This is a genomic window from Dactylosporangium sp. NPDC051485 (genome assembly GCF_040682015.1).
Taxonomy (GTDB): domain Bacteria; phylum Actinomycetota; class Actinomycetes; order Mycobacteriales; family Micromonosporaceae; genus Dactylosporangium.
This window is the reverse complement of the sequence record NZ_JBFAZW010000061.1, coordinates 31085-56506: the sequence shown is the minus strand read 5'-3', so window position 1 is coordinate 56506 and position 25422 is coordinate 31085. Positions and strand designations below refer to the sequence as shown.

At 73.0% G+C, this 25422-nt stretch carries 22 protein-coding genes; 9 read left to right on the top strand and 13 right to left on the bottom strand.

The genetic code is table 11. The features are described from left to right. Nucleotides 1–3 precede the first annotated feature (3 nt). Nucleotides 4–1302 (bottom strand): acetyl-CoA C-acetyltransferase, encoded by a 1299-nt coding sequence (locus tag AB0M46_RS30400; RefSeq protein ID WP_363341498.1) that lies wholly within the window; start codon nt 1300–1302, stop codon nt 4–6. 91 nt (nt 1303–1393) lie between these two features. Here AB0M46_RS30400 and AB0M46_RS30395 point away from each other — a divergent pair, with 91 nt between their 5' ends. The 5 genes from AB0M46_RS30395 to AB0M46_RS30375 are packed head-to-tail and all read left to right on the top strand — an operon-like array spanning nt 1394 to nt 7500. Further along, nucleotides 1394–2713 carry a 3-oxoacyl-ACP reductase gene (locus AB0M46_RS30395; RefSeq protein WP_363341496.1) on the top strand — a complete coding sequence of 440 codons (1320 nt, stop codon included), beginning with the start codon at nt 1394–1396 and terminating at the stop codon, nt 2711–2713. Nucleotide 2714: 1 nt separating this feature from the next. Then, the gene (locus tag AB0M46_RS30390; RefSeq protein WP_363341494.1) at nt 2715–3605 is read left to right on the top strand and encodes a MaoC/PaaZ C-terminal domain-containing protein; all 891 of its coding nucleotides are present in this window, start codon (nt 2715–2717) and stop codon (nt 3603–3605) included. Further along, nucleotides 3559–5895 (top strand): hypothetical protein, encoded by a 2337-nt coding sequence (locus tag AB0M46_RS30385; RefSeq protein ID WP_363341493.1) that lies wholly within the window; start codon nt 3559–3561, stop codon nt 5893–5895. Before AB0M46_RS30390 ends, AB0M46_RS30385 begins: the two co-directional genes overlap by 47 nt. 19 nt (nt 5896–5914) lie before the next feature. After that, complete coding sequence (gene rffA, locus AB0M46_RS30380) at nt 5915–7105, top strand: dTDP-4-amino-4,6-dideoxygalactose transaminase (RefSeq protein ID WP_363341491.1); 1191 nt, start codon at nt 5915–5917, stop codon at nt 7103–7105. Further along, the gene (locus tag AB0M46_RS30375) at nt 7102–7500 is read left to right on the top strand and encodes a GtrA family protein (RefSeq protein ID WP_363341489.1); all 399 of its coding nucleotides are present in this window, start codon (nt 7102–7104) and stop codon (nt 7498–7500) included. The genes rffA and AB0M46_RS30375 overlap by 4 nt, the downstream gene beginning before the upstream one ends. On the opposite strand, the gene AB0M46_RS30370 is transcribed toward AB0M46_RS30375, so the two are convergent. Genes AB0M46_RS30370 through AB0M46_RS30345 form a run of 6 tightly spaced genes read right to left on the bottom strand, consistent with a single transcriptional unit; the run spans nt 7464 to nt 13012 of the window. Beyond that, nucleotides 7464–8414, bottom strand: coding sequence for a glycosyltransferase family 2 protein (locus AB0M46_RS30370; RefSeq protein ID WP_363341487.1), 951 nt, complete (start codon nt 8412–8414; stop codon nt 7464–7466). The two genes, AB0M46_RS30375 and AB0M46_RS30370, sit on opposite strands and share 37 nt — an antisense overlap. A gap of 13 nt (nt 8415–8427) precedes the next feature. Next, on the bottom strand, nt 8428–9663 hold the full coding sequence (locus tag AB0M46_RS30365) for an acyl-CoA reductase (protein ID WP_363341485.1): 1236 nt from the start codon (nt 9661–9663) through the stop codon (nt 8428–8430). Then, the gene (locus tag AB0M46_RS30360; RefSeq protein WP_363341483.1) at nt 9660–10709 is read right to left on the bottom strand and encodes an acyl-protein synthetase; all 1050 of its coding nucleotides are present in this window, start codon (nt 10707–10709) and stop codon (nt 9660–9662) included. Before AB0M46_RS30360 ends, AB0M46_RS30365 begins: the two co-directional genes overlap by 4 nt. Further along, a complete protein-coding gene (locus AB0M46_RS30355) occupies nt 10706–12055 on the bottom strand; it encodes an AMP-binding protein (RefSeq protein ID WP_363341481.1) in 1350 nt (449 codons plus the stop codon). Before AB0M46_RS30355 ends, AB0M46_RS30360 begins: the two co-directional genes overlap by 4 nt. Then, a complete protein-coding gene (locus AB0M46_RS30350; RefSeq protein WP_363341479.1) occupies nt 12052–12783 on the bottom strand; it encodes an SDR family NAD(P)-dependent oxidoreductase in 732 nt (243 codons plus the stop codon). Before AB0M46_RS30350 ends, AB0M46_RS30355 begins: the two co-directional genes overlap by 4 nt. Next, nucleotides 12767–13012 carry an acyl carrier protein gene (locus AB0M46_RS30345; RefSeq protein WP_363341477.1) on the bottom strand — a complete coding sequence of 82 codons (246 nt, stop codon included), beginning with the start codon at nt 13010–13012 and terminating at the stop codon, nt 12767–12769. The genes AB0M46_RS30350 and AB0M46_RS30345 overlap by 17 nt, the downstream gene beginning before the upstream one ends. 28 nt (nt 13013–13040) lie before the next feature. Between AB0M46_RS30345 and AB0M46_RS30340 the strand changes: the two genes are divergently transcribed. The 3 genes from AB0M46_RS30340 to AB0M46_RS30330 are packed head-to-tail and all read left to right on the top strand — an operon-like array spanning nt 13041 to nt 15389. Further along, the gene (locus AB0M46_RS30340; protein ID WP_363341475.1) at nt 13041–13571 is read left to right on the top strand and encodes a GNAT family N-acetyltransferase; all 531 of its coding nucleotides are present in this window, start codon (nt 13041–13043) and stop codon (nt 13569–13571) included. Nucleotides 13572–13627: 56 nt separating this feature from the next. After that, nucleotides 13628–14143 carry a SigE family RNA polymerase sigma factor gene (locus AB0M46_RS30335; protein ID WP_363341473.1) on the top strand — a complete coding sequence of 172 codons (516 nt, stop codon included), beginning with the start codon at nt 13628–13630 and terminating at the stop codon, nt 14141–14143. Nucleotide 14144: 1 nt separating this feature from the next. Next, nucleotides 14145–15389, top strand: a complete 1245-nt coding sequence (locus AB0M46_RS30330; RefSeq protein ID WP_363341471.1) for a hypothetical protein — start codon at nt 14145–14147, stop codon at nt 15387–15389. Between the two features lie 54 nt (nt 15390–15443). On the opposite strand, the gene AB0M46_RS30325 is transcribed toward AB0M46_RS30330, so the two are convergent. Both AB0M46_RS30325 and AB0M46_RS30320 read right to left on the bottom strand, forming a co-directional pair. Further along, nucleotides 15444–16670 (bottom strand): FAD-binding oxidoreductase, encoded by a 1227-nt coding sequence (locus AB0M46_RS30325; protein ID WP_363341469.1) that lies wholly within the window; start codon nt 16668–16670, stop codon nt 15444–15446. 210 nt (nt 16671–16880) lie between these two features. Beyond that, nucleotides 16881–17687, bottom strand: coding sequence for a hypothetical protein (locus AB0M46_RS30320; RefSeq protein ID WP_363341467.1), 807 nt, complete (start codon nt 17685–17687; stop codon nt 16881–16883). Nucleotides 17688–18001: 314 nt separating this feature from the next. On the opposite strand from AB0M46_RS30320, the gene AB0M46_RS30315 reads away from it, so the two are divergent. Then, a complete protein-coding gene (locus AB0M46_RS30315; RefSeq protein ID WP_363341465.1) occupies nt 18002–20080 on the top strand; it encodes a S9 family peptidase in 2079 nt (692 codons plus the stop codon). A 157-nt stretch (nt 20081–20237) separates the two neighbouring features. Here AB0M46_RS30315 and AB0M46_RS30310 read toward each other — a convergent pair whose 3' ends face one another. The 4 genes from AB0M46_RS30310 to AB0M46_RS30295 all read right to left on the bottom strand — a co-directional run bounded on the left by AB0M46_RS30310 (nt 20238) and on the right by AB0M46_RS30295 (nt 25224). Further along, nucleotides 20238–21194, bottom strand: a complete 957-nt coding sequence (locus AB0M46_RS30310) for a threonine/serine dehydratase (protein ID WP_363341463.1) — start codon at nt 21192–21194, stop codon at nt 20238–20240. A gap of 88 nt (nt 21195–21282) precedes the next feature. Next, a complete protein-coding gene (locus AB0M46_RS30305) occupies nt 21283–22251 on the bottom strand; it encodes a TAXI family TRAP transporter solute-binding subunit (protein ID WP_363341461.1) in 969 nt (322 codons plus the stop codon). Nucleotides 22252–22261: 10 nt separating this feature from the next. Continuing rightward, entirely contained in the window at nt 22262–22672 is a 411-nt protein-coding gene (locus AB0M46_RS30300; protein WP_344610691.1) for a roadblock/LC7 domain-containing protein, read from the bottom strand. Continuing rightward, a complete protein-coding gene (locus AB0M46_RS30295) occupies nt 22672–25224 on the bottom strand; it encodes a sensor histidine kinase (RefSeq protein WP_363341458.1) in 2553 nt (850 codons plus the stop codon). The genes AB0M46_RS30300 and AB0M46_RS30295 overlap by 1 nt, the downstream gene beginning before the upstream one ends. Between the last annotated feature and the right edge of the window lie 198 nt (nt 25225–25422).

Below are 25422 nucleotides of genomic sequence, written 5' to 3'. Positions count from 1 at the left end.
GCTTCAGCGCTCCAGGATCGCGGCCACCCCCTGGCCACCCGCCGCGCAGATGGAGATCAGGCCGCGACCCGAACCGCGCGACGCGAGCAGTTTGGCCAGCGTGGCCACGATCCGCCCGCCGGTCGCGGCGAACGGGTGCCCGGCGGCCAGCGAGGAGCCGTTGACGTTGAGCTTGGCCCGGTCGATGGCGCCGAGCGGCTCGTGCAGGCCGAGCCGCTCCTTGCAGAAGGCCGGGTCCTCCCACGCCTTGAGGGTGGCCAGCACCTGGGAGGCGAACGCCTCGTGGATCTCGTAGTAGTCGAAGTCCTGCAGGGTGAGGCCCTCGCGGGCGAGCATCCGGGGCACCGCGTAGGCCGGGGCCATGAGCAGCCCGTCGCCGCCGTGCACGTAGTCCACCGCGGCCGTCTCGGCGGTCTGGAAGTACGCCAGGACGGGCAGGCTGCGCGCCCGGGCCCACGCCTCGGAGGCCAGCAGCACGACCGCCGCCCCGTCGGTGAGGGGCGTGGAGTTGCCGGCGGTCATCGTGGCCTCCGGGCCGCGGCCGTAGACCGGCGCGAGCTTGGCCAGCTTCTCCGGCGAGGTGTCGGGGCGCAGGTTCTGGTCGCGGGAGAGGCCGAGGTACGGCGTGACGAGATCGTCGAAGAACCCGCGCTCGTAGGCGGCGGCCAGCTTCTGGTGCGAGGCGAGGGCGAGGGCGTCCTGCTCCTCGCGGCCGATCGCGAACTCGAGCGCGGTGAGCGCGGCCGACTCGCCCATCGACAGCCCGGTGCGCGGCTCGGAGTTGCGGGGAATGTCCGGCTTTAGCTGGGTGGGCCGGAATTTGCTGACCGCGCGCAGCCGGCCGCCGAGGGACCGGGCCCGATTGAGCTCCATCATGATCCGCCGGGCGTCGTCGTTCACCCCGAGCGGCGCGTCGGACGTCGTGTCGACGCCGCCCGCGATGCCCGCCTCGATCTGCCCGAGGGCAATCTTGTTGGCCACCAGGATGGCCGCCTCGAGACCGGTTCCGCAGGCCTGCTGCACGTCGTACGCAGGAGTCCGCGGGTCGAGCCGGGATCCGAGCACGGATTCACGCGTAAGGTTGAAATCGCGGCTGTGCTTGAGCACCGCGCCCGCGGCGACCTCGCCCAGCCGCTCCCCGGCGAGGCCGAAACGCGCCACGAGTCCGTCTATGGCGGTGGTCAGCATGTCCTGGTTTGATGCAGTGGCGTAGGCGCTGCCCGAGCGCGCAAAGGGAATGCGGTTTCCGCCGACGACCGCTACCCGGACAGGCCGTTCCGAACGGGCTTTCGAGGGGGCCATCGGAGTCTCCTTCTCGACGCGACAGGGCACGTTGGCGTTACCCTACTCACGAGTAGGTTAGCGCGTTTGTTGTGACTGGGGAGGCACCGCAATGACTGACCGCTACGCCGCCTTCGCCCACTCGGGCGCAGGGAATTTCCTCGTCAGACGCCTTGGCCTGCCGAACCCGCCCAAGCTGCGCCGCTACGACAAGGACGCCGGGTTCGGCCCCATCACCCTCGGCGGGGGTGGCCGCCTGGCCGAGCCCACCCGCCGAATCCTCGACAAGATCGCCGGGTCCGGCGGCGCCGGGCCGGACGGGCACCGCGCCGGCCTGATCTTCGATGCCAGCAGTATCACCGGCAGCGAGGGCCTGTCCGCCCTCTACGAGTTCTTCCACCCCGTGATTCGCTCGCTGCGCCCGTCGGGGCGGATCATCGTCCTCGGCAGCCCGCCCGAGCTGTGCACCAGCACCCGCGAGGCCACCGCCCAGCGCGCGCTCGAGGGGTTCGTGCGCTCGATGGGCAAGGAGGTCGGGCGCGGCTCGACCGCCCAGCTGGTGTACGTGGTCCCGGGCGCCGAGGAGGCTACCGAGTCGACGCTGCGGTTCCTGCTGTCGGGGCGCTCGGCGTACGTCTCGGGCCAGGTCGTGCGCATCGGCCCGGCCGTCGTGGACGTCCCGGACGACTGGGACCAGCCGCTGGTGGGCCGCACCGCGATCGTGACCGGCGCCGCCCGCGGCATCGGCGAGGCGATCGCCCGGGTGCTGGCCCGCGAGGGCGCCCACGTGGTCTGCCTCGACGTGCCGGCCGCCGGCGAGGAACTGTCGGAGGTGGCCAACGAGGTGAAGGGCACCGCCCTGCAGCTCGACCTGACCGCCGAGGACGCGCCGGAGCGGCTGGCCGACTTCATCGCGACCCGGCACGTGCACGCCGACGTGTTCGTGCACAACGCCGGCATCACCCGGGACAAGACGCTCGGGCGGATGGACGAGGGGCAGTGGACCTCGGTGCTCGACGTCAACCTGTCCAGCCAGGAGCGGATCAACGACGTGCTGCTGGCCGAGAACCTGCTCGGCGGCAACGGCCGGATCGTCTCGGTCTCGTCGGTCTCCGGCATCGCCGGCAACCGCGGCCAGACCAACTACGCCACCTCCAAGGCCGGCGTGATCGGGCTGGTCCAGGCCACCGCCGGGGCGGTCGCCGAGCGCGGGCTCACGATCAACGCGGTGGCGCCGGGCTTCATCGAGACGAAGATGACCGCGGCCATGCCGATGTTCGTGCGCGAGGGCGGCCGGCGGCTCAACAGCATGTCCCAGGGCGGCCTGCCGGTCGACGTGGCCGAAACAATCGCCTGGCTGGCCAACCCGGCCTCGGGCGGCGTCAACGGCAACGTCATCCGGGTCTGCGGGCAGAGCCTGCTGGGGGCCTGAGATGCCCGAGACCACGGTCCTCGATCGCCCGCCCCGGATGGGGCCGCTCTACCGGGCCGCCGCGCTGCGCCGCTCGGCCGGCGGCGCCACGCTGCCGGACCGGGCGCTGCGCCTCGACGGGGTGCGCATCGACCGGGCGCACCTGGCCGAGTACGACCGGGTGTGCGGGTTCCGGCTGTCCGACGAACTGCCCGCCACCTACCCCCACGTGCTGGCGTTCCCGCTGGCCATGGCCCTGATGACGGCGAACGACTTCCCGTTTGCGATCCTCGGCCTGGTGCACGTGGCCAACCGCGTCGAGGTGCGCCGCCCGCTGCTCGCCGGCGAGACGTTCTCGCTGGAGGTGCGGGCGGAGCACCTGCGCCCGCACGACCGCGGCACCCAGCTCGACGTCGTGGCCACGGCGACCGTGGACGGCGAGGAGGTCTGGCTGGACCGCTCGACGTATCTCAGGAAGTCCGGGAAGTCCGGGAAGTCCGAGAAGCCGGGCAGGAGCGAGCAGCGCGAGGAGCCGGGGCAGATCGTCTGGCGCGTCCCGAGAAGCACCGGCACCGAATATGCGGCCGTGAGCGCCGACCGCAACCCGATCCACACGAGCCGCATCCTGGCCAGGGCGTTCGGCTTCCGCTCGACGATCGCGCACGGCATGTGGACCAAGGCGAGGTGCCTGGCCGCGCTCGAGGGCCGCCTCCCCGACGCGTACGCCGCGGAGGTCGCCTTCAAGCTCCCCGTCCTGCTCCCGGCCACCGTCGCGTTCCGAGCACGCCAAGGCGCCGGCGGCAAGGGCTGGCGGTTCGACGTACACGATCGAAGGACAGGCAAGCCACACCTGACCGGCGCGATCGTTGACCCCCACTGTGCAGACCCCGACGAGGGCGACCGCGCCGCCTGAACCCAGCGACTCTCCAGCCCTTCCGACGACCAGGGCCGCCGGGCGGCGCGAGCAGCGGCTCGCGGGCCCGGCGCTACTGCTGCTCGCCGCCGTCGCCGTGCTGTGGTACTACCGGGTCCCCCCGGCGACGACCGCGATCTTCGCGCTCTACGTGGCCCTGGGCATCGCTCTGCCCGGCACCCTGTGGTGGCGGTTCTTCACGAGAAGGCTCTTCACGAGCAGGCCCGGGATGGCCGACATCCCCGCCGGCCTCGCCTTGGGCTATGTCGGCGAGGTCTTCACCTACATTCCCGCCCGCCTGCTCGGCGCCCCCCTGCTGGTGCTGGCCTGGCCGCTCGGCACCATCGCCGTCTTCCTGAGTTTCAAGAGCCTGCGCCGGTACTTCCTGAGCGCACAAGACCCCGACCGCCCGCCCGCCGCGTGGCGCTGGGCGATGACCGCCCTGTGCGGCCTGCCCCTGCTGTGGAGCGTCAAGTTCTACCGCGTCTACGGCCTGAGCTACCCCGCCAACGCCTCCCCGGACACCGACTCGACGTTCCACCTGGCCCTGCTCGGCGAGGCCCGACACCACATGCCGATGCGCGTGCCGTGGATCGAGGGCGAGCCGCTGCTGTACCACTGGTTCGTCTACCCGGAGATGGCCGCCACGAGCTGGGTCACCGGCATCGAGCCCAACGTCGTGTTGCTGCGCCTGTCCATGCTGCCGATGCTCATGGCCTTCCCGCTGCTCGTCGCGCTGCTCGCCCGCCGGGTCACCGGCGGCTGGTGGACGGGCGCGGCCGCGAGCGCCGTGACCCTGCTGGTCCTGGCCCCCAACCCGTACCAGTGGCAGCTCTACGCCTTCTACCGCGACATGGCCTTCAGCGGCCTCGACGACGGCGGCGCGCTGCGCCAGACCGTGTGGACCGGCCCGACCCAGACCTTCGGCGCCCTCCTGTTCGTCCCGGTCATACTGGTGCTGACCGGCCTGCTGCGCGGCGGCGCGGGCCGCCGGGCCTGGCTGCTCTTCGCGCTGCTGCTGGCCGGCGTGATGGGCGCCAAGGCCACCTACCTGCCGCTGCTGGCCGCCGGCCTGGCCCTGCTGGTGGCGCTCGAGCGGGTGCGCCGCCGCCGCTGGTCCCGCCCGGCCCTGGCCGCGCTGGCGCTGACCTGCGCCGGCGCGCTCGCCGCCCAGCTGATCCTGTTCGGCGGCAGCAGCCAGGGCACCAAGCTCGCCCCGCTGACCGACATGGCCACCGGCGGCATCGGCGTGACGACCGCCTACTCCGCGGGCCGGGTCCCCTGGCGGCTGCTGGTGCTGGCCGCCCTGACCCTGCTGTGCTGGGCCGCCATCTGGGCCGGCCTGGCCGGGCTGCGCCGCCGCCCGCCGGCCCCCGAGGTGGTGGTCATGCTCGGCATCGGGCTGGCCGGCGCCACGGCCACGCTGCTGCTGGGCCAGGACGGGGACAGCCAGCGGTACTTCCTGGAGTCCGCCCGCCCGTACCTGAGCATCGCCGCCGTGGCCGGCCTCGCCGCCTGGCTCCCGGGCGCGATGACCTGGCGGCGGGCGGCCCCCTTGGCCGCCGCGGCATTCCTGGGCCTCGTGGTCGTCCAGGTCGTGCAGCAGCTCGGCCAGCACGCCATTCCCCGGCCCGCGACAACGGCGGAGCTCGTGCTGCCCTACGCCGGTCTGGGGCTGGTCACCCTCGCGCTGTACGTGGCCGCGCGCCGGACCAGGCGCGGCCCGCCCGCGTTCGCCCTGCTCGTCGCGCTGCTCGCGGGCTTCGGGGCGAGCACCTCGGCGCAGCACTTCGCGCTCATCGCCCAGGAGTCGCGCCAGCAGGGCTGGCGCGACGTGGTGCGCGACTCGCGGTACGTCTCGCAAGGCACCCTGGAGGCCGGCCGCTGGCTGCGCGAGCACTCCGCCCCGGACGACCTGGTCGCCACCAACGCCCACTGCCTGACCTTCGAGCGCCGCTGCAGCAACCTGCACTTCTCGATGACCGCGTACTCCGAACGGAGGATGCTCGTCGAGGGCTGGGGCTTCGCCACCACCGCGCACGCGGAGGCGCAGCGGCTCGGGACCTGGGTCGGCGCGGTCCCCTACTGGAAGCCCGAGGTGCTCGCGGCCAACGACGCCGTCTTCGCCGCACCGAGCGCGCAGCACGTGGCAACGCTGCGCGACCGCTACCGAGTCCGGTGGCTGTTCGTTGATGCAACACAGAGCACCGTTTCGCCGGAACTATCCGACTTCGCCCGGTTTCGCTACCGGTCCGGCGTCTGCGCGGTGTACGAGCTGCCCCGTTCCTGACGTTAGGTAGGCGCCGCCGATGAGAGCCACGAAGCAACTCGCCGTCCCGTTCAACAAGGGGTACCTCACCGGGGCCGAGACCGGATACCTGCAACAGGCGATGACCGGCGGTCCGATGACCGGCGACGGCCCGTTCACCAAGCGGGCCAACCAGCTGCTCAACCAGATCATCGGGTCCCGCCACACGCTGCTGACCACGTCGTGCACGCACGCGCTGGACATGACCGCGCTGCTGCTCGAGCTCGGCCCGGGCGACGAGGTGATCCTGCCGTCCTTCACGTTCTGCTCCACCGCCAACGCGTACGCCCTGCGCGGCGCCACCCCGGTCTTCGTCGACTGCCGGCCCGACACGCTCAACCTCGACGAGCGGCTGGTCGAGGCGGCGGTGACCGAGCGGACCCGGGCGATCGTGGTCGTGCACTACGCCGGCGTGGCCGTGGAGATGGACGCGATCATGGCGATCGCCCGCCGGCACGGCCTGGTGGTGATCGAGGACAACGCCCACGGGCTCGGCGGCACGTACCGGGGCCGCAACCTCGGCTCGATCGGGGAGCTGGCCACCCAGAGCTTCCACGAGACCAAGAACGTGCACTGCGGCGAGGGCGGCGCGCTGGTGCTCAACGACGACCGGTTCCACGACCGGGCCGAGATCATCCGCGAGAAGGGCACCAACCGGGGCCAGTTCTTCCGGGGCATGGTGGACAAGTACCGCTGGATGGACCTCGGCTCGTCGTACCTGCCCTCCGACCTGCTGGCCGCGTTCCTGACCGCCCAGCTGGAGCACTTCGGCGAGATCCAGCGCCGCCGCCAGCACGTGTGGAACAGCTACCACAACCGGCTGGCCACCTGGGCGGTCGAGCACGGCGTGAGCCAGCCGACGGTGCCCGGCGACCGCACCCAGCCGGCCCACCTGTACTACCTGCTGCTGCCCGACCTGGAGAGCCGCACGGCGATGCTGGGCCACCTGCTCGAGCGGGGCGTGCTGGGCACCTTCCACTACCAGCCGCTGCACCTGGCCCCGGCCGGTCGCGAGTACGGCCGCACGGCCCCGGGGGGCTGCCCGGTGACCGAGGACGTGGCCGACCGGCTGCTGCGCCTGCCGCTCTACGCCGGCATGGACAACGACGACATCGAGCTGGTCATCGAGGCGGTCCGGTCCTTCCGCCCGGTCCGCCGCTCGGCCCATCCGCCGCTGGCCTGCCCGTCGTGACCACAGTGGACCGTTTCCTCGCCGACCGCCGCGTGCGTTACGTGGCGGTCGGCGGCTTTTCCTCGGCCGTCTACTACGCGCTCTTCGCCGCCCTCTACCTGACCACCCGGCACCACCTGCACTACCTGGCGATCCCGGTGCTGGCCAACCTGGGCTGCGCGATCGCCACGTACCCGCTGCAGCGCCGCTGGGTGTTCGTGAGCAAGGGGCCGGTGCTGTCCGGGTTCCTCAAGTTCTACGTCATCTGCCTGTGGGCGATGCTCTTCACCTACGCCGGGCTGCCGCTGCTCGTGGAGCTCGCGGGCGTGCCGGTGCTGCTCGCGCAGGCGGTGCTCATCGTCACCGCCCCGCTCGTCAACTACCAGCTGAGCAAGTCGTGGGCGTTTCGCCGCTGAGCGGTGCTCTCGCGGATCACGTAGGTCGGGCGGCCCATGCCGTGGGCGTGGACGCGGCCCAGGTACTCGCCCAGCACGCCGATGCCGATGAGCTGGGCCGAGGAGAACAGCGCGACGAGCGAGGCGAGCGTGGTGAAGCCGGCGACCTTCGTGTCGCCGATGCAGTACAGCCAGACGAGACGGGCCGTCAGCAGCACGCCGCACACGCCGATCATGAACCCGAGATAGGTCACCAGCCGCAGGGGCTTGGTCGAGTAGCCGAGGATCATGTTGATCGCGTGCTTCGTCAAGGACCTCAGCGTGAAGCCCGAGCGTCCCTCGCCGCGCCGGTCCATCCGCACGCGCACCGACCCGACCCGGGTGGTGGTCCACGACAGCACGATGTCCACGGACACGTGCGGCCCGCTGACCTGGTCGAAGCCGGCCCGCAGGAAGGTGCGGAAGATGCGCAGGGCGCCGAGGACCTCGGCGTTGGCAATGCCCATCGTGCGCCCCATGACCAGGCTCTTGGCGCCCCACGAGGCGAGGTTGCGCACGACCCCGTGCTCCTCGCTCTCCGGCACGGCGTAGACCAGGTCGAGGTCGTCGGTGAGCGCGGCGACGAGCTTGGGCAGCTCCTCCGGCGGGTGCTGCAGGTCGTCGTCCATCGTGATGATCCGCTCGCCGGCGGCGGCCCGGATGCCGGCGATGAGCGCGTTGTGCTGCCCGTAGTTGCGGGCCATCCGGATCGCCCGCACGTGGGCGAACTCGGTGGCGAGGGCGCGGGCCGCGTCCCAGGTGGCGTCGGTGCTGTCGACCACGAGGATGATCTCGTGCTGCGGGTGGATGTCCGGCAGTACCGCATTGAGCCGGGCCACCAGCCTGGGCAGGATGGCCGCGGAGCGGTAGCAGGGCACGACGACGGAGACAGACACCTCGGGGAACTCCTCAGGCGGCGATCGTGATGATGCGGGTGAACTCGTGCAGCAGGTCGAGGCCGTCCCAGACGCCGGCGAAGGTCAGCGCCCGGCCAAACGGCACGATCCGGTCCAGGCCGCGCCCGGCCAGCACGGTGACGAAGTCGTCCAGCTCGGCCTGGGAGAAGCCGAACTGGCTCAGGGTCTGGTCCTTGCGGGTGACCGCCGGGGCCAGCTCGGCCAGCGAGCCGACGGTGACATGGCAGATGGTGCCCGCCCCCAGCCAGCCCCGCTGCAGCTGCTCGAGGCCGGCCAGGTCGACCTCGGCCAGGGCGTTGCCGGCGAAGGTGACCCGGGTGGCCGCCCCGGTCGCGGCGAGCCCGTAGGTGGCCACGTACTTCTCCACCGCCATCGCCGGGTCGACCGCCCAGCCGCGGCGGGCCACCTCCTCGGCCAGCATCCCGGTGAACTCGGCCCGGGCCCGGGCGGCCGGCTCGGCGGCGCCGACCCAGCACAGGTTCCGGGGCGAGGAGCAGGCGGCCTGGTCGAACCAGAAGAGGTCGGTGGCCAGCCCCGCCACCGCGGCCCGGCGCTGCTGGGGCGGGGCCGCGAGCCAGCCGCCGGCCGAGATCGCGGCGAACGAGGAGCGGTCCGGGAAGGCCAGCTCGCGGGCCAGCGGCCGGATCGGGTGGCGGCGCAGCGCGGCCACCGAGGCGTCGCCGCCCCACAGCACGCGCAGGTCGCAGGCGGCGCTCAGGGCGGCGGTCAGCGCGTCGTCGCGCTCGTAGGTGACCATCCGCTGGGTCTGCGCCACGGCCGGGTGGGCGCGGGCCAGCGCGTCGTTGAGCGCCTCCAGCACGGCCTCGGCGGCGCCGGCCGAGCGGCTGGAGATGCGCACGATGTTGTGGTTGCCGGCCAGGGCGGACAGCGCCCAGGAGTACACGAAGATCGTGTCGACGTTGGCCGGCGGGAAGTGCAGCACCAGGCCCCGCGGGGCGCGGCGCTGACCGCCCGCCCCGTCGCCGAGGCGGGCCACGGCCCGGGCCAGCTCCCCCTTGCGCAGGAAGAAGCCGAGCGAGCCGAGCTCCGGGTGGCGGCGGGCCACGTCGGGGCGCAGCAGCCGCGCGGAGAACGCGCCGAGGAAGTCGCGGATCCGCTCGTCACCGACGGCCAAGCGCCCGGCCGGCGGCTCAGCGGTGACCTCCCGGAGAAGATCACCCAGGCCCACCGCGCCCGAGAAATGCGGAAATTTCACCTCAAACGTCATACGGCGGCCCCGACGAAGGTGTCGCTGCAGCCCCGGGCCTCGGCGCGGGGCAGGCGGCCCAGGATGGAGAAGCGCTTGCCGGGCCAGACGCCGTCGTCGATGCCGTGCACCACGCCCAGGTCCTCGGTGAGCAGGACGTGCCCGGGGTACGACTCCGGCAGCGTGCTGAGCACCTCGACCAGCCCGGGCCGGCCGGGCGGTAGCGGCTCCCACGTGTCCGGGTCGCGCACGATCACGTCGGCGAAGTCGGGGCAGTACAGCGAGTCGCCGTCGGGGCCTTCGAGGTACACGACGCCGATCTGCTCGACCATGCCGTAGAAGTTGTGGATGCGGGTCAGCCCGGTGTCGTGGCGAAACGCCCGGCGGAACTCGGCGTTGCCGACCCGGCGGTCCGCGAGCTTCTTCCAGCCGCCCGAGTGGACCAGGATCCCGTTGGCGAGGTCCAGCCGGTGGTCCCGCGCGAGCTCGTACAGGTACTGCCAGACCATGAACGTGAAGCCGAAGACCAGGAACGGACCGTCGCCGTGCTCGGCCAGGAAGCCGCGGATGGTCGCCAGGTCGGGGCGGCCCTGCTCGTCCAGGGCCCAGGCGTGGTCCCGGCCGAACGTGAGCATGCCCAGCACGCCGGCGCCCCGAGCGCTGAACGAGCGGCGGTCCTTGATGATCGCGGTGGTGTCGACGATGAGCATCGGCAGCCGGCGCGGGCCGAGCACGGCCTGCAGGGTCTGGCCGAGCATCCTCGTCTGCGCGGCGGCGGCCTCGCGGTCGAGGTGGATCCGGCTGACGTCGCCGGTGGTGCCGCTGGAGGTCAGCACCTTGAACACGGCCTCGTCGGGGATGCTCTTGAGCACCTGGGTCTTGAACAGCCGGACCGGCAGCCAGGGCAGCTCGGCGGTGTCGCGGTAGATCCGCCCGGGGTAGTGGCCGGTGGCGGCGAGGATGTTGGCGTACTCCTTGCCGCGGGCCCGGTGCCGCTCGGTCAGCTCGATGAGCCGGGGCAGCAGCCGCGCCTCCCGCTCGAGCTCGGACAGCGTGAAGACGGTCATCGCATCGCCTCCAGCGCGCGATAGTCGATCTTGGAGTTGGGGAGCAGGGGGAAGCTCTCCACCGGCCGCACCTCGAAGCCGGACCAGTGCAGCCTGAGGTGTTCCGCGAGCTTATGTCCGACTTCGATCGGATTCGTGCATTTTGCGAACACGATCACTCGATCCTCGCCGGACACCGCGGCCGCCGGGACGGGGAGCAGGCGCTCGATGTCGTCGAGGTTGAGCCGCACGCCGAAGACCTTGCCGAAGCGCTTCAGGCGGCCGTCCAGGTAGAGGTAGCCGTCGGCGTCGAGGTGGCCCAGGTCGCCGGTGACCAGCAGGCCACCGTGGTCGTCGCCGCGCGCGAGGTCGGCCGCGGTCTCGGCGTAGCCGAGCATGACGTTGGGACCCCGGTAGAGCACCTCGCCCACGAGGTCCGGCTCGGTCGTCTCGGTGCCGTCCTCGAGACGGATGCTGAGCCGCCCGCCGGGCACCGCGGGCCCGACCGAGCCCGGCTTCTCCCCGAGCCGATGGGCCGGCAGGGTGGTGAGCCGCGGCGCCGCCTCCGTCTGGCCGTACATGACGAACAGCCGCCCCCCGGCCGCCGCCATCCGGTCGTGGAACTCGCGCACGAGCTCGGGCCGCAGCCGGCCGCCGGCCTGGGTGAGGGTCCGCAGCGCCGGGTGCGCGGCGGGGTCGAAGCGAAGACGGACCAGCATGTCGTACTGCGACGGCACCAGCGCCATCGAGGACACCCGGTGGCGGTCGACGGCCGGCCAGAACCCGCGCCCGAGCAGCCCATCGGCCTCGACCACCAGCGCCGCCCCGGCCACCAGGTGCGTGTTGAGCACCGACATGCCGTAGCTGTAGTAGAACGGCAGCGCGCTGATCGCCACGTCGGCGCCGGTGATGCCGAGCGCCTCGACGATCGACTCGGCGTTGGCCAGCAGCGCCCGCCGGGACAGCCGGACGAGCTTCGGGTCGCCGGTCGAGCCGGACGTGGCCAGCAGGACGGCCAGGTCCGGGTGCGGCGCGGTGTCGGGCGCGGTCTCGCGTACCCACGCCTGGTCCAGGGCCGTATAACCCTTGGCCGGTTCGTCCGGCACCGGCCCGAGCACGGCGGCCGGCTCGAACCGGTCGATGAACTCCAGCAGCGTCTCGTCCGCGAGCCCCGGGTCGAGCAGCGCGACGGGCCGCCCCAGCTCGAAGGCCGTCACGTAGGCGGCAACCGAGTCGACGGTGGTCGGCATGCGCAGGAACACCACGCCCCGCGGCACGCCGTCGAAGAGCTCCGGGCGCACCAGGTCGGTGACGACCGCGCCGGTGGCGGCGTCGATGATCCGCGCGGCGGGATTGAGCAGCCTCACACGACCACCCCGCCGTCCACGCCGAGGACCTGTCCGGTGACGAACCGGGCCCGCCCGGAGAGCAGGAACGCCACCACGTCGGCCACCTCCTCGGGCGCGCCCAGGCGGCGCAGCGGGGTCGCGGCCGCCTGCTCGGCCCGGCCGGCCTCGTCGAGCGAGGCGAGCATGTCGGTGGCGATGAAGCCGGGGGCGACCGCGTTGACCCGGATGCCGGCCGGGCCGAGCTCCTTGGCCGCGGCCCGGGCCAGCCCCGCCACGGCGGCCTTCGAGGCCCCGTAGACGGCCTGGCCGGCCGCGCCGGCGGTGCCCATGACCGAGGAGACCAGCACGACCGCGGGCGCGTCACCGCGGCGCAGCAGCTTCACCGTGGCCTGCAGGGTGTGCGCGGCGCCGGCCGCGTTGACCGCGAAGAGCCGGTCGACGGCCTCGGCGCCCATCATCCCGAGCAGGCCGGCCTCGTGCACGCCGGCGTTGACCACCAGGGCGTCGAGGCGGCGGTGGCGCTCGAAGACGGCGCGGACGATCCCGGCCACGTCCTCGGCCCGGCTCACGTCGCCGTGCACGAGCAGGTGCTCGCCGGGGATCTCCTCGGCGGCGGCCTTGGCCGAGCCCTCCTCGCGGCCGTGCAGCACGAGCTGGTAGCCCTCGGCGCCCAGCGCCAGCGCGACCGCCCGGCCGATCCCGCGGGAGGAGCCGGTGACCAGCGCGACCCTAGCCGGCGAGCGCAACGTCGTGCTTTCCGAGGATCTCCACGGCCTTGCCGAACGAGCTGAGATCGATGACCTCGTCCGTGTCGATCATGACGTCGAACGCGTCCTCGATCTCGGCCACCAGCGTCAGGTGGGCCAGGGAGTCCCACTGCTCGATGCCGCGGTACTCCAGCCGGTCCACGTCGACGCCGTCGGGCAGGCCGAGCGCCGTACGGAAGGCGGAACGAAGGCGGTCGAGGTTACTCAATGGGGTTCCCTCCGTTGTAGGAGTCGTCATGGTGCTCAACGACCTAGGAGGTGCCGAGGTGCTGCGCGAGGCCCGGGAGACGGACGTGGAGACCATTCGCGAGTGGCGCAACCACCCGAAGACCCGGGGGGCGAGCATCTGGACGGCGTACATCACGCCGGAGGGCCACGCGCGGTGGTGGGCGAAGGTGCAGGCCGACCCCGCCCGCCGGGTGCTGATCTTCTCGTACGCCGGACGGGACTGCGGCGTCGTGACGTTCAACGACCACGACCCGGTCGCCGGCTCCGCCGAATGGGGCTTCTTCCTGGACGTCGACGGGCTGCAGGAGCGCGGCGAGCTGCTGCCGGCGTGGCTGGAGCTGGAGCGCTCGGCGGTGCACTACGCGTTCGGCGAGATGGGCCTACGCTCGGTCGGCGGGCGCACGCTGGCGTGGAACACGCCGGTCATCGCGCTGCACCGGCGCTTCGGGTTCGTCGAGGTGCCTTCGCGGCGGTACACCACCGAGATCGACGGCACCGAACAGCCGGTGGTGTGGACGGAGAAGACCCGTACAACCTGAGCGGGGACGGCGCCCGTCTGAGGGGGGACGAAAACCCTAGACGGGAGGACGCCTCGATGGGCGAGACCGCCGACTCCGAGTACGTGGAGTACGTGACGGCGCGGCTGCCGGCGCTGCACCGTCTCGCGTTCGTGCTCAGCGGCGACTCCCACCGCGCCGACGACATCGTCCAGCAGACGATCACCAACCTGTACGTGAAGTGGTCGCGGGTCCGCACCGTCGATCACCTGGACCGGTACGTGCGCAGCATGCTCGTCAACACCTTCCTCGACGAGAAGCGGCTGGCCTGGGCCCGGGTCCGGCTCTTCGCCGAGCCCCCCGACGCGGTCGTCCCCGACGGCGGCGGCGAGGCCGAGGACCGCACCCTGCTGCGCACCGCCCTGACCCAGGTGCCGCGCCGCCAGCGCGCCGTGCTGGTGCTGCGCTTCTACTACGACCTGCCCATCGACGAGGTCGCCAAGGTCCTCGGCGTCTCGCCCGGCACGGTGAAGAGCCAGACCTCCCACGGCCTGGCGGCCCTGCGCCGCCTGTTGGGCGAGCGCCCCGTCGCCGCCCTGACGAAGGAGCGCTGAAGTGGTCGACCTCAACGAACACAACGCCGGCGACCTGCTGCGGACCCTGCCCGGCCACTCCTCCCGCCCGCCGGCGGTGGACATCGCCCGGGCCATGCGCGAGGGCCGTCGCCGGCGCACCGCCCGGCGCGCCACCGTGGCCGGCGCCTTCGTGGTGGCCGCCCTCGTCGCGGCCGGCCTGCCGGCGGTGCTGCTGACGAGCCGCGACGACAGCGCACCCCCCGCGGGCACCCCCACCACCACGCCGGCCGCGACCCAGCGCCCGAGCGGCCTGCCCGTCATCCCCAACGCACAGGTCCCGACCTCCTGCCGGGCCGAGCGCCTCCCGGAGAACGGCAACGGCCAGACCCTGATGACGGCGGCCGACCCGGCCGGGAAGATCTTCTACGGCCTGACCGACCCCAACGGCGGCGACCAGGCCGTGGTCCGCTGGCAGGACGGCAAGCTCACCAAGGTTCCCGTCCCCGGCCCCTACCCGACCGTCTCCGCGGTGAACGACGGCGGCCTGGCCGCGGGCTACTCGGACGATCACGGCCGGAAGACGGCCTTCCTCCTGCGCGACGGCAAGATCGTCGACCTTCCGCGCCCCCAGGACATCGAGCCGGTGGGCATCAACAGCCACGGCGACGTGGTGGGCCACTGGATCAGCGGCGCCGGCGCCCGCCCGGCGGTGTGGCGCGACCCGGGCGCCGAGCCGGAGTTTCTGCCCCTCCCCGAGGGCGCGGTGTGGGGCGAGCCGAAGGCCATCGCCGACGACGGCACGGTGGTCGGCGTGGTCTCCTTCGGCGCCCAGCAGTTTGCCTACGCCTGGGCCCCGGACGGCACCCCGCGCCGCCTGGCCGTGCCGGAGGGCACCCCGGTCACCCCGGCCGACGGCCAGAACCCGGGCCCGAGCGTGGTCGTCGAGTGGGCGCGGGGCGAGTGGGCGAGCGGCATGGTCGGCAAGTACACGGACCAGGCCCGACCGGTGCGCTGGAACCTGCGCACGGGCAACGTGGACACCCTCTCGGGCATCGCCATCCCGGGCGGCCCGATCAACGGCCTGGGCTGGGTGGCGGGCGAGACGGCGGACGGCCGCGGGATGCTGCTGGCGGGCGGGCGGCGGATCCCCCTGCCGGACGCCTACGGCTACCACGGCCGCGTGCCGGCCAACACTCCGGCGTTCGTGAGCGACGACGGCCGGGTGGTGGCCGGCCAGTCCTTCGACAGCCACGGCGCCTACCACGCCGTGCTCTGGCGCTGCTGAGCACCACCTGACGGCGGGGCGGGCGGCCTGGCGGGCCGCCCCGATCGCCGCCGGTCAAGCGAACTCGGGCAGGCGGCCCGGGGCCAGGCGGTCCTCCGGGTCGAGGGCCAGCTTGAGCCGGGCCGCGGCCGCCGGAACGGGCTCCGGCCCGTAGGTCTCCACCAGCTCGCGCAGCTCCAGCGGCGCCCGCAGCAGGGTGCAGCCCCCGCCGCCCCGGGCCAGCAGCACCGTGCGCGCCGCCGTCAGCATCCCGTCGAGCCGCTCGGGATCCACCGTGTCCGGCAGGGCCACGTGGGCGACCCCGAGCCCGACCGACCCGCGCACCGGCACCGGCCCGCCCGCGGCGTCGCGGATGGCGTACACGACGGCGAAGAGCTCGCTCGGCCGGCCCCAGATCTTCAGGGCCACGTCGTCGGCGTCGAAGGGGTAGCGGCCCCACCAGGCCGGCGGCAGCTGCTCGACCGTGGCCCCGCCGCCGAGCAGCTTGGCCGCGGACTCGGCGCGGTGGGCGACGGCGGCCCGGTCGCCCTCGAAGAGCGCGGCCAGCTCGGCCGGGTGGCCGCCCGCGGCGCCGGGCAGATCGGCCTCGATCGCGGCCGGCTCCAGCGCCGATGCGGCCAGGGCCTCGGTCAGCTGCTGCACCTCGCGCGGGGTCGACACCGGCCGCACCACCCAGGCGCGGGCGGCCGGCAGGGGCTCCAGCCGTACCGTGGCCTCGGTGATCACGCCGAGGGTGCCGTAGGAACCGCAGGCGTGCCGGGCCAGGTCGTAGCCGTCGACCGCGCGCTCCAGGCTGCCCTCGTCCAGCGCCACCTGGACGCCGGTGACGAGATCGCGCGGCGCGCCGAAGCGGTGGCGCAGCGGGCCGGCCTCGTTGGTGGCGAGCACGCCACCGAGGGTGGCGGCCGGGGAGCCGACGTCCAGCGGCAGTCGCAGGTTGTCCTTGAGCAGGATGGCCCGCAGGGCGCGCAGCGGGGTGCCGGCGGCGACGGTGGCGGTGCGCCCGGCGGCGCTGTACTCCAGCACGCCCGTCATCCGGCCCAGGTCGAGCAGCAGGTCCGCGTGCGTCGGCGGCGCGCCCCAGTCGAGCTTCGTGCCGGCGCCCGAGACCATCACGGCGAGCCCCTCGGCGGCGGCGAAGCGCAGCACGCCGGCCACCTCGTCCGGCCCGCCCGGCGCGGCCACCCAGCCGACCGGCACGCCGTCGACGGTGTCGGCCGGCCCCGCCTCCCACACGTGCTCCGGCCCGCACGCCTCCGCCAACGCCTCGATCACCGTCACCGCAGCTCCCGCTCCCTGGTCCATCATCCGATGCCGTGGGGAAGATCGGTCGATGGGAATCGCGGTAGCCGGGACGAGGATGTCATGATCCCAGGCTTTCCCAATGACGCACGTCAACTCATGCTCGACGGCCGGCCGATGCACATGGCGCACCAACCGACATCGAACATACGTTCGAAGCTTATGCGCCGCCGTCGAGGACCGCAAGCACTACGACAGCCGCAGGGCCTGCTTCAGGAAGGCGGTGCGGTCGGCCGCGGCGGCCGGCAGGGCGATCAGGTCGTGGCCGGTGTCGTAGTCCTTGCGCTGCTTCGAGCCGGCCACCGCCGCGGTCAGCTCGTCGCGCTCCGCGGCCGGCACCACCGCGTCCTGCCGGCCGAACTGCAGCAGGACCTGGCGCTTGCCGCCGACGGCCACGTAGGGCCCGGCGTCGAAGCGGGACAGCGAGTCGAGGTACCCGTGCCAGTCCGCCGGCACCTTCTGCTTGACCATCCAGCGGGAGAAGCGGCTGGTGCCGGAGGCGAGGACGGCGGCGGTGATCCGCGACTCCAGGCCGAGCAGCACCGCGCCGAGGGCGGCGCCGCCGTGGTGGCCGGCGTAGCCGACCCGCGAGCCGTCGCAGTCGGTGCGCCGGATGAGCAGGTCGAGGGCCCGCCGCTGGGCCAGCACGGCGGCGGCCATGGCGTTGGCGTCGGCGAGCGGGTCGCCGGTCGGCCTGATCGGCACGCTCGCCACCATGACCAGGGCCTTCATCCGGGCCAGGGCGGGGGCCTCGTCCAGCAGCTTGTCGCGGTCGCCGTCCGGGCCGGTGCCGAGGACGATGGCCGGCATGCGCAGGGTGTCGCCCGGGATGTCGGCGCTGAGCACGTACGCCGGGATGGCGTCGTTGCCGCGCGTGTCCGAGTACGTGATGTCCTCGAGGACGACCCCGTCGCCGGTGCGCTTGTCGGTCAGCTGCGCGTTGAGCGTCGAGCTCTTGTCGTAGCTGTAGAGCTTCTTGAGCTCCGCGATCGGCACCGGCTTGGGGACGTACCCCGAGGGGTCGAGCGTCGATCCGGCTTGCGAAGTGCCCGGCGGCGACGCGCTGCCTCGCGCCGACGGTTCGCTCCCCGCCCCAGGTGTCTTCGCCGGCCCCTCGGAGCACGCCTGGACCAGCATTGCTGCCAGCCCGGTCACCCCGATGTGCAACACCCCACGACGCCGCACCGGCATCCCTCCGTGGTCTCGCCCGAACTACGAGACCTTGACGGTACCGGCGTCGCTCTCTCCTGATGGACAGACCACCGAACGACGCGCTTGGTTGCGTGGCCGAGGGGGTAACGTCTGGCTGTGTGACAAGCGAGCAGCCGCCCACCGCGAAGCGAGTCCCGCACGAGCGGGTCCACCACGGCGACACCGTGGTCGACGAGTATTTCTGGCTCCAGGACAAGGAAGATCCGGACACGGTCCCCTACCTGGAGGCCGAGAACGCATTCACGACCGCGGCCACCGCACATCTCGAGCCGCTGCGCGAGACGCTGTTCGGCGAGATCAAGTCCCGGACCAAGGAGACGGACCTGTCGGTGCCCACCCGCAAGGGGGGCTACTGGTACTACACCCGCACCGAAGAGGGCAAGCAGTACGGCATCCACTGCCGCGTCCCGGCGGCGGATGGCGGGGCGGCGCCCCCCGAGATCGGCGACGGCGCCGCGCTACCCGGCGAGGAGGTGCTGCTCGACGGCAACGAGCTCGCCGGGGACTCCGAGTTCTTCGCCCTCGGCACCTTCGACCTCAGCGTCGACGGGCAGCTCCTGGCGTACAGCACCGACTTCTCCGGCGACGAGCGCTTCACGCTGCGCGTGAAGGACCTGCGCACCGGCGAGGTCCGCCCCGACGTCATCGAGGACGCGTTCTACGGCTCGGCGTGGTCGGCCGACGGCTCGACGCTGTTCTACGTCACCGTCGACGACGCCTGGCGGCCCTACCGGGTCTGGCGGCACACGCTGGGCACCCCGGCGTCCGAGGACGTCATCGTGCACGAGGAGCCCGACGAGCGCTTCTGGGTCGGCATCGAGCTGACCCGCTCGGAGCGCTTCCTGCTCGTCGACATCAACAGCAAGCTGACCAGCGAGGTGCTGGTCATCCCGGCCAACGCGCCGGACACCCCGCCGCGCCCGATCGCGCCGCGCCGGCAGGGCGTCGAATACTCCGTCGAGCACCACGGCCACCGGTTCCTGATCCTGCACAACGACGGCGCCGAGGACTTCGCGCTGTCGTACACGTCGGTGGACAACCCCGGCGACTGGACCACGCTCATCGAGCACCAGCCGGGCACCCGGCTGCTGCAGGTCGACGCGTTCAGCGGGCACCTGGTCGTCTCGCTGCGCCGGGACGGGCTGACCGGGGTCCGGGTCGTGCCGCTGCACGGCGCGGCGCCCTACGACATCGCGTTCCCCGAGCCGCTGTACTCCGTCGGGCCCGAGGCCAACCTGGAGTACGACACCACGTCCTTCCGCCTGCACTACGTGTCGATGGTGACGCCCGACTCGGTGTACGACTGCAACCTGGACAGCGGCGAGCTGACCCTGCGCAAGCAGAAGCCGGTGCTCGGCGGCTTCGACCCGGCCCGCTACGAGCAGCACCGCGAGTGGGCCATCGCCGACGACGGCACCCGGGTGCCGATCTCGATCGTGGCCCGCGTCGGCACCCCGCGGGACGGCTCGGCGCCGGCCGTGCTGTACGGCTACGGCTCCTACGAGTCCTCGATGGACCCCTGGTTCTCCATCCCGCGCCTGTCGCTGCTGGACCGCGGGGTCGTCTTCGCCATCGCGCACATCCGCGGCGGCGGCGAGATGGGCCGCCGCTGGTACGACGAGGGCAAGCTGCTGGCCAAGAAGAACACCTTCACCGACTTCGTCGCCTGCGCCGAGCACCTGGTGAAGGCCGGCTGGAGCGCGCCGGAGCGGGTGGTGGCCCGCGGCGGTTCAGCCGGCGGCCTGCTGATGGGCGCGGTGGCCAACCTCGCCCCGGCCTCGTTCGGCGGGATCGTCGCCCAGGTGCCGTTCGTCGACGCGCTGAACACGATCCTCGACCCGTCGCTGCCGCTCACCGTCACCGAGTGGGAGGAGTGGGGCAACCCGCTCGAGGATCCCGAGGTGTACGCCTACATGAAGTCGTACACCCCGTACGAGAACGTCGCCGCGGTCCCCTACCCGCCGATCCTCGCCGTGACCAGCCTCAACGACACCCGGGTGCTCTACCACGAGCCGGCCAAGTGGGTGGCCCGGCTGCGGGTCGTGTCGCCGGGCACGGAGGTGCTGCTCAAGACCGAGATGGGCGCCGGGCACGGCGGCCCGAGCGGCCGCTACGACGCTTGGCGCGAGGAGGCGTTCATCGCCGCCTGGCTCCTGGACAAGGTCGGCAAGGCGTAATCCACACGTTGTCCACAGAGGTTATCCACAGGGCTTGTCCACAGCCCTGTGGATAACCCTCAGGGGGACGTCACAGGGGACGCCACAGCGATCGAGCGGGAGCTCAGCGATCAGGCTGAGGACCGGGCGGCGCAACGATAGAGCGCAAACCCGGCGATCAGGCGAGGAGCCGGGCGGCCAGGTCGGGGGCGATGTTGCCGCCGCTGATCACGGCGACGGTCCGCCCGGCCGGCAGTTCGTCGCGGCGGTGCAGCACCGCCGCGGTGGCCGCCGCGCCGCTCGGCTCGACGATCAGGCGCGCCTTGCGGGCCAGCGTCCGGACCGTGTCGAGGATCTCCTCCTCGCTCACCGTGACGATGGCGTCGAGGTAGGTCGACAGGTGGGCCAGCGTGAGCTCGGACAGCGGGGTGCGCAGCCCGTCGGCGACGGTGCTGAGCATCCGCTCCTCCGGCCACACCCGGACCATGCCGGCGGCGAGGCTCTCGGCGGCGTCGGCCGCGACCGCCGGCTCGACCCCGATGACCGCGACGTGCGGGGCGAGCGACTTGACCGCGGTCGCCACGCCGGAGGACAGCCCGCCGCCGCCGACCGGCACCACGACCACGTCCACGCTGGAGAGGTCCTCGAAGATCTCCAGGCCGATGGTGCCCTGGCCGGCGATGATGTCCGGGTGGTCGTACGGCGGGATGAGCGTCAGCCCGCGCTCGGCCACCAGGCGCTTGGCCTCGGCCTCCCGCTGCGACTGGGGCACGAGGATGACCTCGGCGCCGTAGCCCCGGGTCGCCTCGATCTTCAGCGGCGTGGAGACCTCGGGCATGACCACGGTGACCGGCACGCCCAGCGACCGGCCCGCGTAGGCGAGGGCCTGGCCGTGGTTGCCCGACGAGTGGGTGACCACGCCCGTGCGGCGCCGCTCCAGGTCGAGGCGGTGCAGGGCGTTGGTCGCGCCGCGCAGCTTGAACGCGCCGATCGGCTGCAGGCTCTCCGGCTTGAGCCACAGCTCCTCGGCCCACGGGCTGGGCAGCAGCGGGGTGCGCACCACGAGCCCGGAGATCCGGGCGGCGGCGTCCCGAATGTCGTCCAGGTGAACCAGATTCTGCTTGGTGGCGGTCACGTCGCCCATCCTGACATCACCCAGGCCGTTTCACCCTCGTCGCGGACGCCGAATGAGAGATCCATAACGCCGAGCCGCCCTCACACATTCAGCCGCTGCTATAGAACCGTGCGGCCCCTGGGTGCAACGGGATCGGGTCGGTCTGCGGCGCGGTGCCCTTGTCGAAGTTCCCACCCTCGGGGTGAACCTTGGCGAGGTCCTTCTGGTACTCGAACAGCACCTTGGTCAGGTCGTGGGCCAGCTGTTCGGGCATGTCGGGCGACACGACGATGTAGTTGCCGATGGCGATCGTGTCGACCTCGGCGGGGATGCCGTACGCCTCCTTGGGCATCTTGGCACCGCTGTAGACGGGCCCCCAGCGGGTCGTCAACGGCGGCAGCAACGACGACAGCGGCATGACCAGGTAGTTGCCCGGCGAGCTGGCGAGCAGGTCGGCGATGCCCGGCGTGGGCACGCCGCCGGCGAAGAAGAAGGCGTCGAGCGAGCCGTTCTGCATGCCCTTGGTGGTCTCCGGCAGCGACAGCCGCGCGCGCACGATGTCGGTGTCGGGGTTGAGCCCGCCGGCGAGGAGGACCCGCCCGGCCACGACGTCCGAGCCGGAGCCGACCGAGCCGGTGGAGACCCGCTTGCCGCGCAGGTCGGAGAACTTGTTGATGTTGGCCGAGCGGCGCACGACGAGCTGGACGTAGCTCTTGTACACCCGGCCCAGCGCGACCAACTTCTGCGGCTTGCCGTCGAAGCCGCCCTTGCCGGCGTAGGCGTCGGCCGCCGTGTCGGCCAGGGTCAGCGCGATGTCCATGTCACCGGTGGCCACGCGCTGGATGTTCTCGGCCGAGGCACCGGTGGCCTCGGCCCGGGCCTCGTAGCCGGCCACGTGCTTGGAGATGAGGTCCGCGTAGCCGCCGCCGATCGTGTAGTACACGCCGGTGGTGTTGCCCGTGGCGATGAACAGCCGGCCGTTGTGCCACAGGCCGGCGCCGGGCCGCTGGGACGCGCTGGCGCAGCCGGTGACGAGTAACGCCACCACCAGCGCCAGCGCGACGTTGCGAAGCTTCAAGCGGAACCTCTCACCTGGACAGCGCGTCGCGCGGAAGGGGATCCAGGGCGTCGGCGACGCGGTGGACCAGCATGGCGGTCTCGTAGCCGACCTGGCCCAGATCGCAGCCGGGGGCGGCGAGCACGCCCAGCAGGGCCCGGTCGCCGACGGACATCACGATCATGACGCCGCCGTCCATGTCGACGATCGTCTGCCGCACGTGGCCGGCCTGCATCACGCGGGCGGCCCCGAAGACCAGGCTCGCCAGGCCGCTGATGACGGCGGCGAGGTGGTCGGCCTGGTCCACCGGCAGGTCGGCCGAGGCGGCCAGCCGAAGCCCGTCGCCGGACACGGTGATGGCATGTGCCACGTCGGGCACCTGCCTCGCGAAGCTCACCATCAGCCAGTCGAGCTGTCCGGCGCCGTGCGGTTGCTGAGACATCATGAATCCTTTTGTCCTGGGGTTGTGCCGTTGGAACGTCGTGCGGCGGCCGAGACGCCCTCGGCGAACGCCGACAGCCGCGACCGGATCTGATCCGGGTCGACCTTCGCGCCTCTGGGCTCGATGCGCTGTTCAGAGGTGTCCGGCAGGAGTTGGGCGCCGGGACGACGGCGCGGGAGATGCTCTTCGTTCGGCACTGGGCCACCTCCGGCGGTGGACGGGCCCCCTGACCGTGGCGGCCATGTGCCGGGGCCAGGGGGACCCCAGGTGGGTTGGGCGGTGGGGTGAGCTGGGGTGGAGTAGGCGGGGGCGGGGTAGGCGGGAGGTTGCGGCGGCTGGGGGGCCACCTGAGCGATGCCGCGCGGCGGGGTGTGACCGATCGGCTGCACCATCGTCGGCTGGTTCCAACCGTTGACCGCGATGGTGTCGTTCTCACTTCCGGTGCTGCTCAGATACGGCCGGAACCACGGGGTCGCGGCCGCGGGCTCGGGCTGCGGCTCCGGGCGCCGCTGCTGCGCCGCCTTGGGCTGCTGCGCCGCCTTGGCCTGCGGCCGGCCGATCGGGGCGCCGACCGTCGAGGGGACCTGCACCGGCCGCGGGGCCGGGGCCTGCACCGCCGGGACCGGCGCGGCGCTCGCCGGGGCGCGGCCGGCGGGCAGGGCGCTGACGCGCTCGAGCACCCGGTGCGGCAGCAGGACGTAGGCGACCGTGCCGCCGGCAACGCCCTGCAGCTGCACCCGGATGCCGTGCCGGGCCGCGAGGTGGGAGACCACGTGCAGGCCCATCGTGCCGGCCGCGGCCGAGCTCAGGGTGCTCGGCACGGCCAGCCGTGAGTTGATCTCGGCCAGGCGGGCCGGGACGATGCCGATGCCGCGGTCGTGCACGCGCAGCATGGCGCCCTCGACCGTCGGCCGCGCGTCGACCAGCACCGGCTCGGTCGGCGGCGAGAACGCGGCCGCGTTCTCCAGCAGCTCGGCCAGCAGGTGCACGAGGTCGCCGACGACCGGGCCGGTGATGGCCAGGTCGGCCGGCTGGAACTCGACCCGGGCGTAGTCCTCGATCTCCGACGCGGCGGCCGAGACGACCGCGCCGAGCCCGACGGCGGTGGTCTGCGGGCGGCCGGGCTCGCCGCCGGAGAGGACCAGCAGGTTCTCCCCGTTGCGGCGCAGGCGGGCGGCGAGGTGGTCCAGGGCGAAGAGCCGGTCCAGCATGTCGGGGTCGGTCTCGTCCCGCTCGAACTCGTCGAGCAGCCGCAGCTGGCGGGTGATGAGGGTGCGGATGCGCCGGGCCAGCACCTCGGCCATGCGCGACACGTCGATGCGCAGCTCGGCCTGCTCGCCGGCCAGGCGCAGCGCGGTGCGGTGCACCGTGCCGAATGCCTCGGCCACCTGGCCGACCTCGTCGTTGGTGGCCGCGATGCCCCGGGTGACCTCGGCCGCGGTCCGGCCGCCCTCCATCACCGACGGGGCCGGGGTGGCCGAGCCGGCGGTGACCGAATTGATGGCGTCGGGCAGGTCGCGGCGGGCCACCTGCAGCGCCGCGCCGCGCAGCAGGTTGAGCCGGCGGGCGGTGCGCACGGCGAGCACGATGGCGATGGTCAGGGCGGCCACGGCCAGCAGACCTGCGCCGAGACCGGTGATCCAGGCCCGGCGGGCGGCGCTGACCGCGATCTGCTCGGCCCGCACGTCGAGGCTGCCGGCGATGTCGAGGCTGACGATGGTGACCCGGCGGATCACGCCGCTCTGGGCCGCGAACCAGGCGTCGCCGTCGACCCGCACGCCGGAGATGTCGCGCTCGGCGTTGCGGGCGCCGGCGGCCATGCTGTCGGCGTTGTCGACATCGGTGCCCTTCATCTCCTGCGAGTACCACCGGGCCTGCTCCGGCGTGGCCACCCGGCGGAACTCGGCCTCGCGCTGGCCGCGGGCGCCCTGGATGAGCGAGAGGGCACCCAGGTCGCCGGGCTGCAGGTTGGCCCGGCCGAAGACGGTGCGCAGCAGGTCGCGCTCGACCGCGGAGTAGTGCTCGATGGCGGCCATGGCGGCCAGCGCGCGGGCCGCCTTGGCCAGCTCTACGTCCTCGATCTGGCCGGGCACCGCGTCGGCCACCGTGAGCAGGGCGTCGGCCAGGCCGCCGTAGACGACGTCGGTGACCAGCACCATCGTGGCCGTGCCCTTGTCGATCGACTGCCGGGTGTACCGCAGCTGGCCGTAGTCGTCGCGGACCACGCGCACGGGGGTGCTCAGGGCCGGCGCGGCGTTGACGGCGCCGGCCGCGTTGGCGAAGAAGCGCTCGGCGGCGGCGTCGGTGCGGGCGCGCTGCGCGGTGACGAGCGCGGCGCCGGCCTTGCCGCCGCGCTGCTGCAGCGCGGCGGTCTCGGCCAGCTCGCGCTCGAGCTCGTTGACGAACAGCGCCGCGCTGCCGGCGGTCTGGGTCAGCGTCCTGGCGTGCCCGGCGTCGCGGGCGGCGGTGACCGAGGTCGTGACCTGGACCGCGCCGAGCCCGATGAGGCCGACCATGGCCACCGCGATCGGCGCGAGCAGTTGGGCGCGCACCGATCGGAAACGGTTCGGCCGCGGACCGCCGCCGCGGCGGTGCCCGGCCACGGACGTGTCGGTGCCCGCCGACCGGCGGGCCGCGCCACCCCCGGGCTGGCTACCGCCGCCAGGGCTGCTGACGCCGTGGCGCGGTAAAGGGGCGCGGGAGGGGCCGCTGCCTGCCACCGCCTGGCCTCCTAAAAGTAGCGTCCTCCA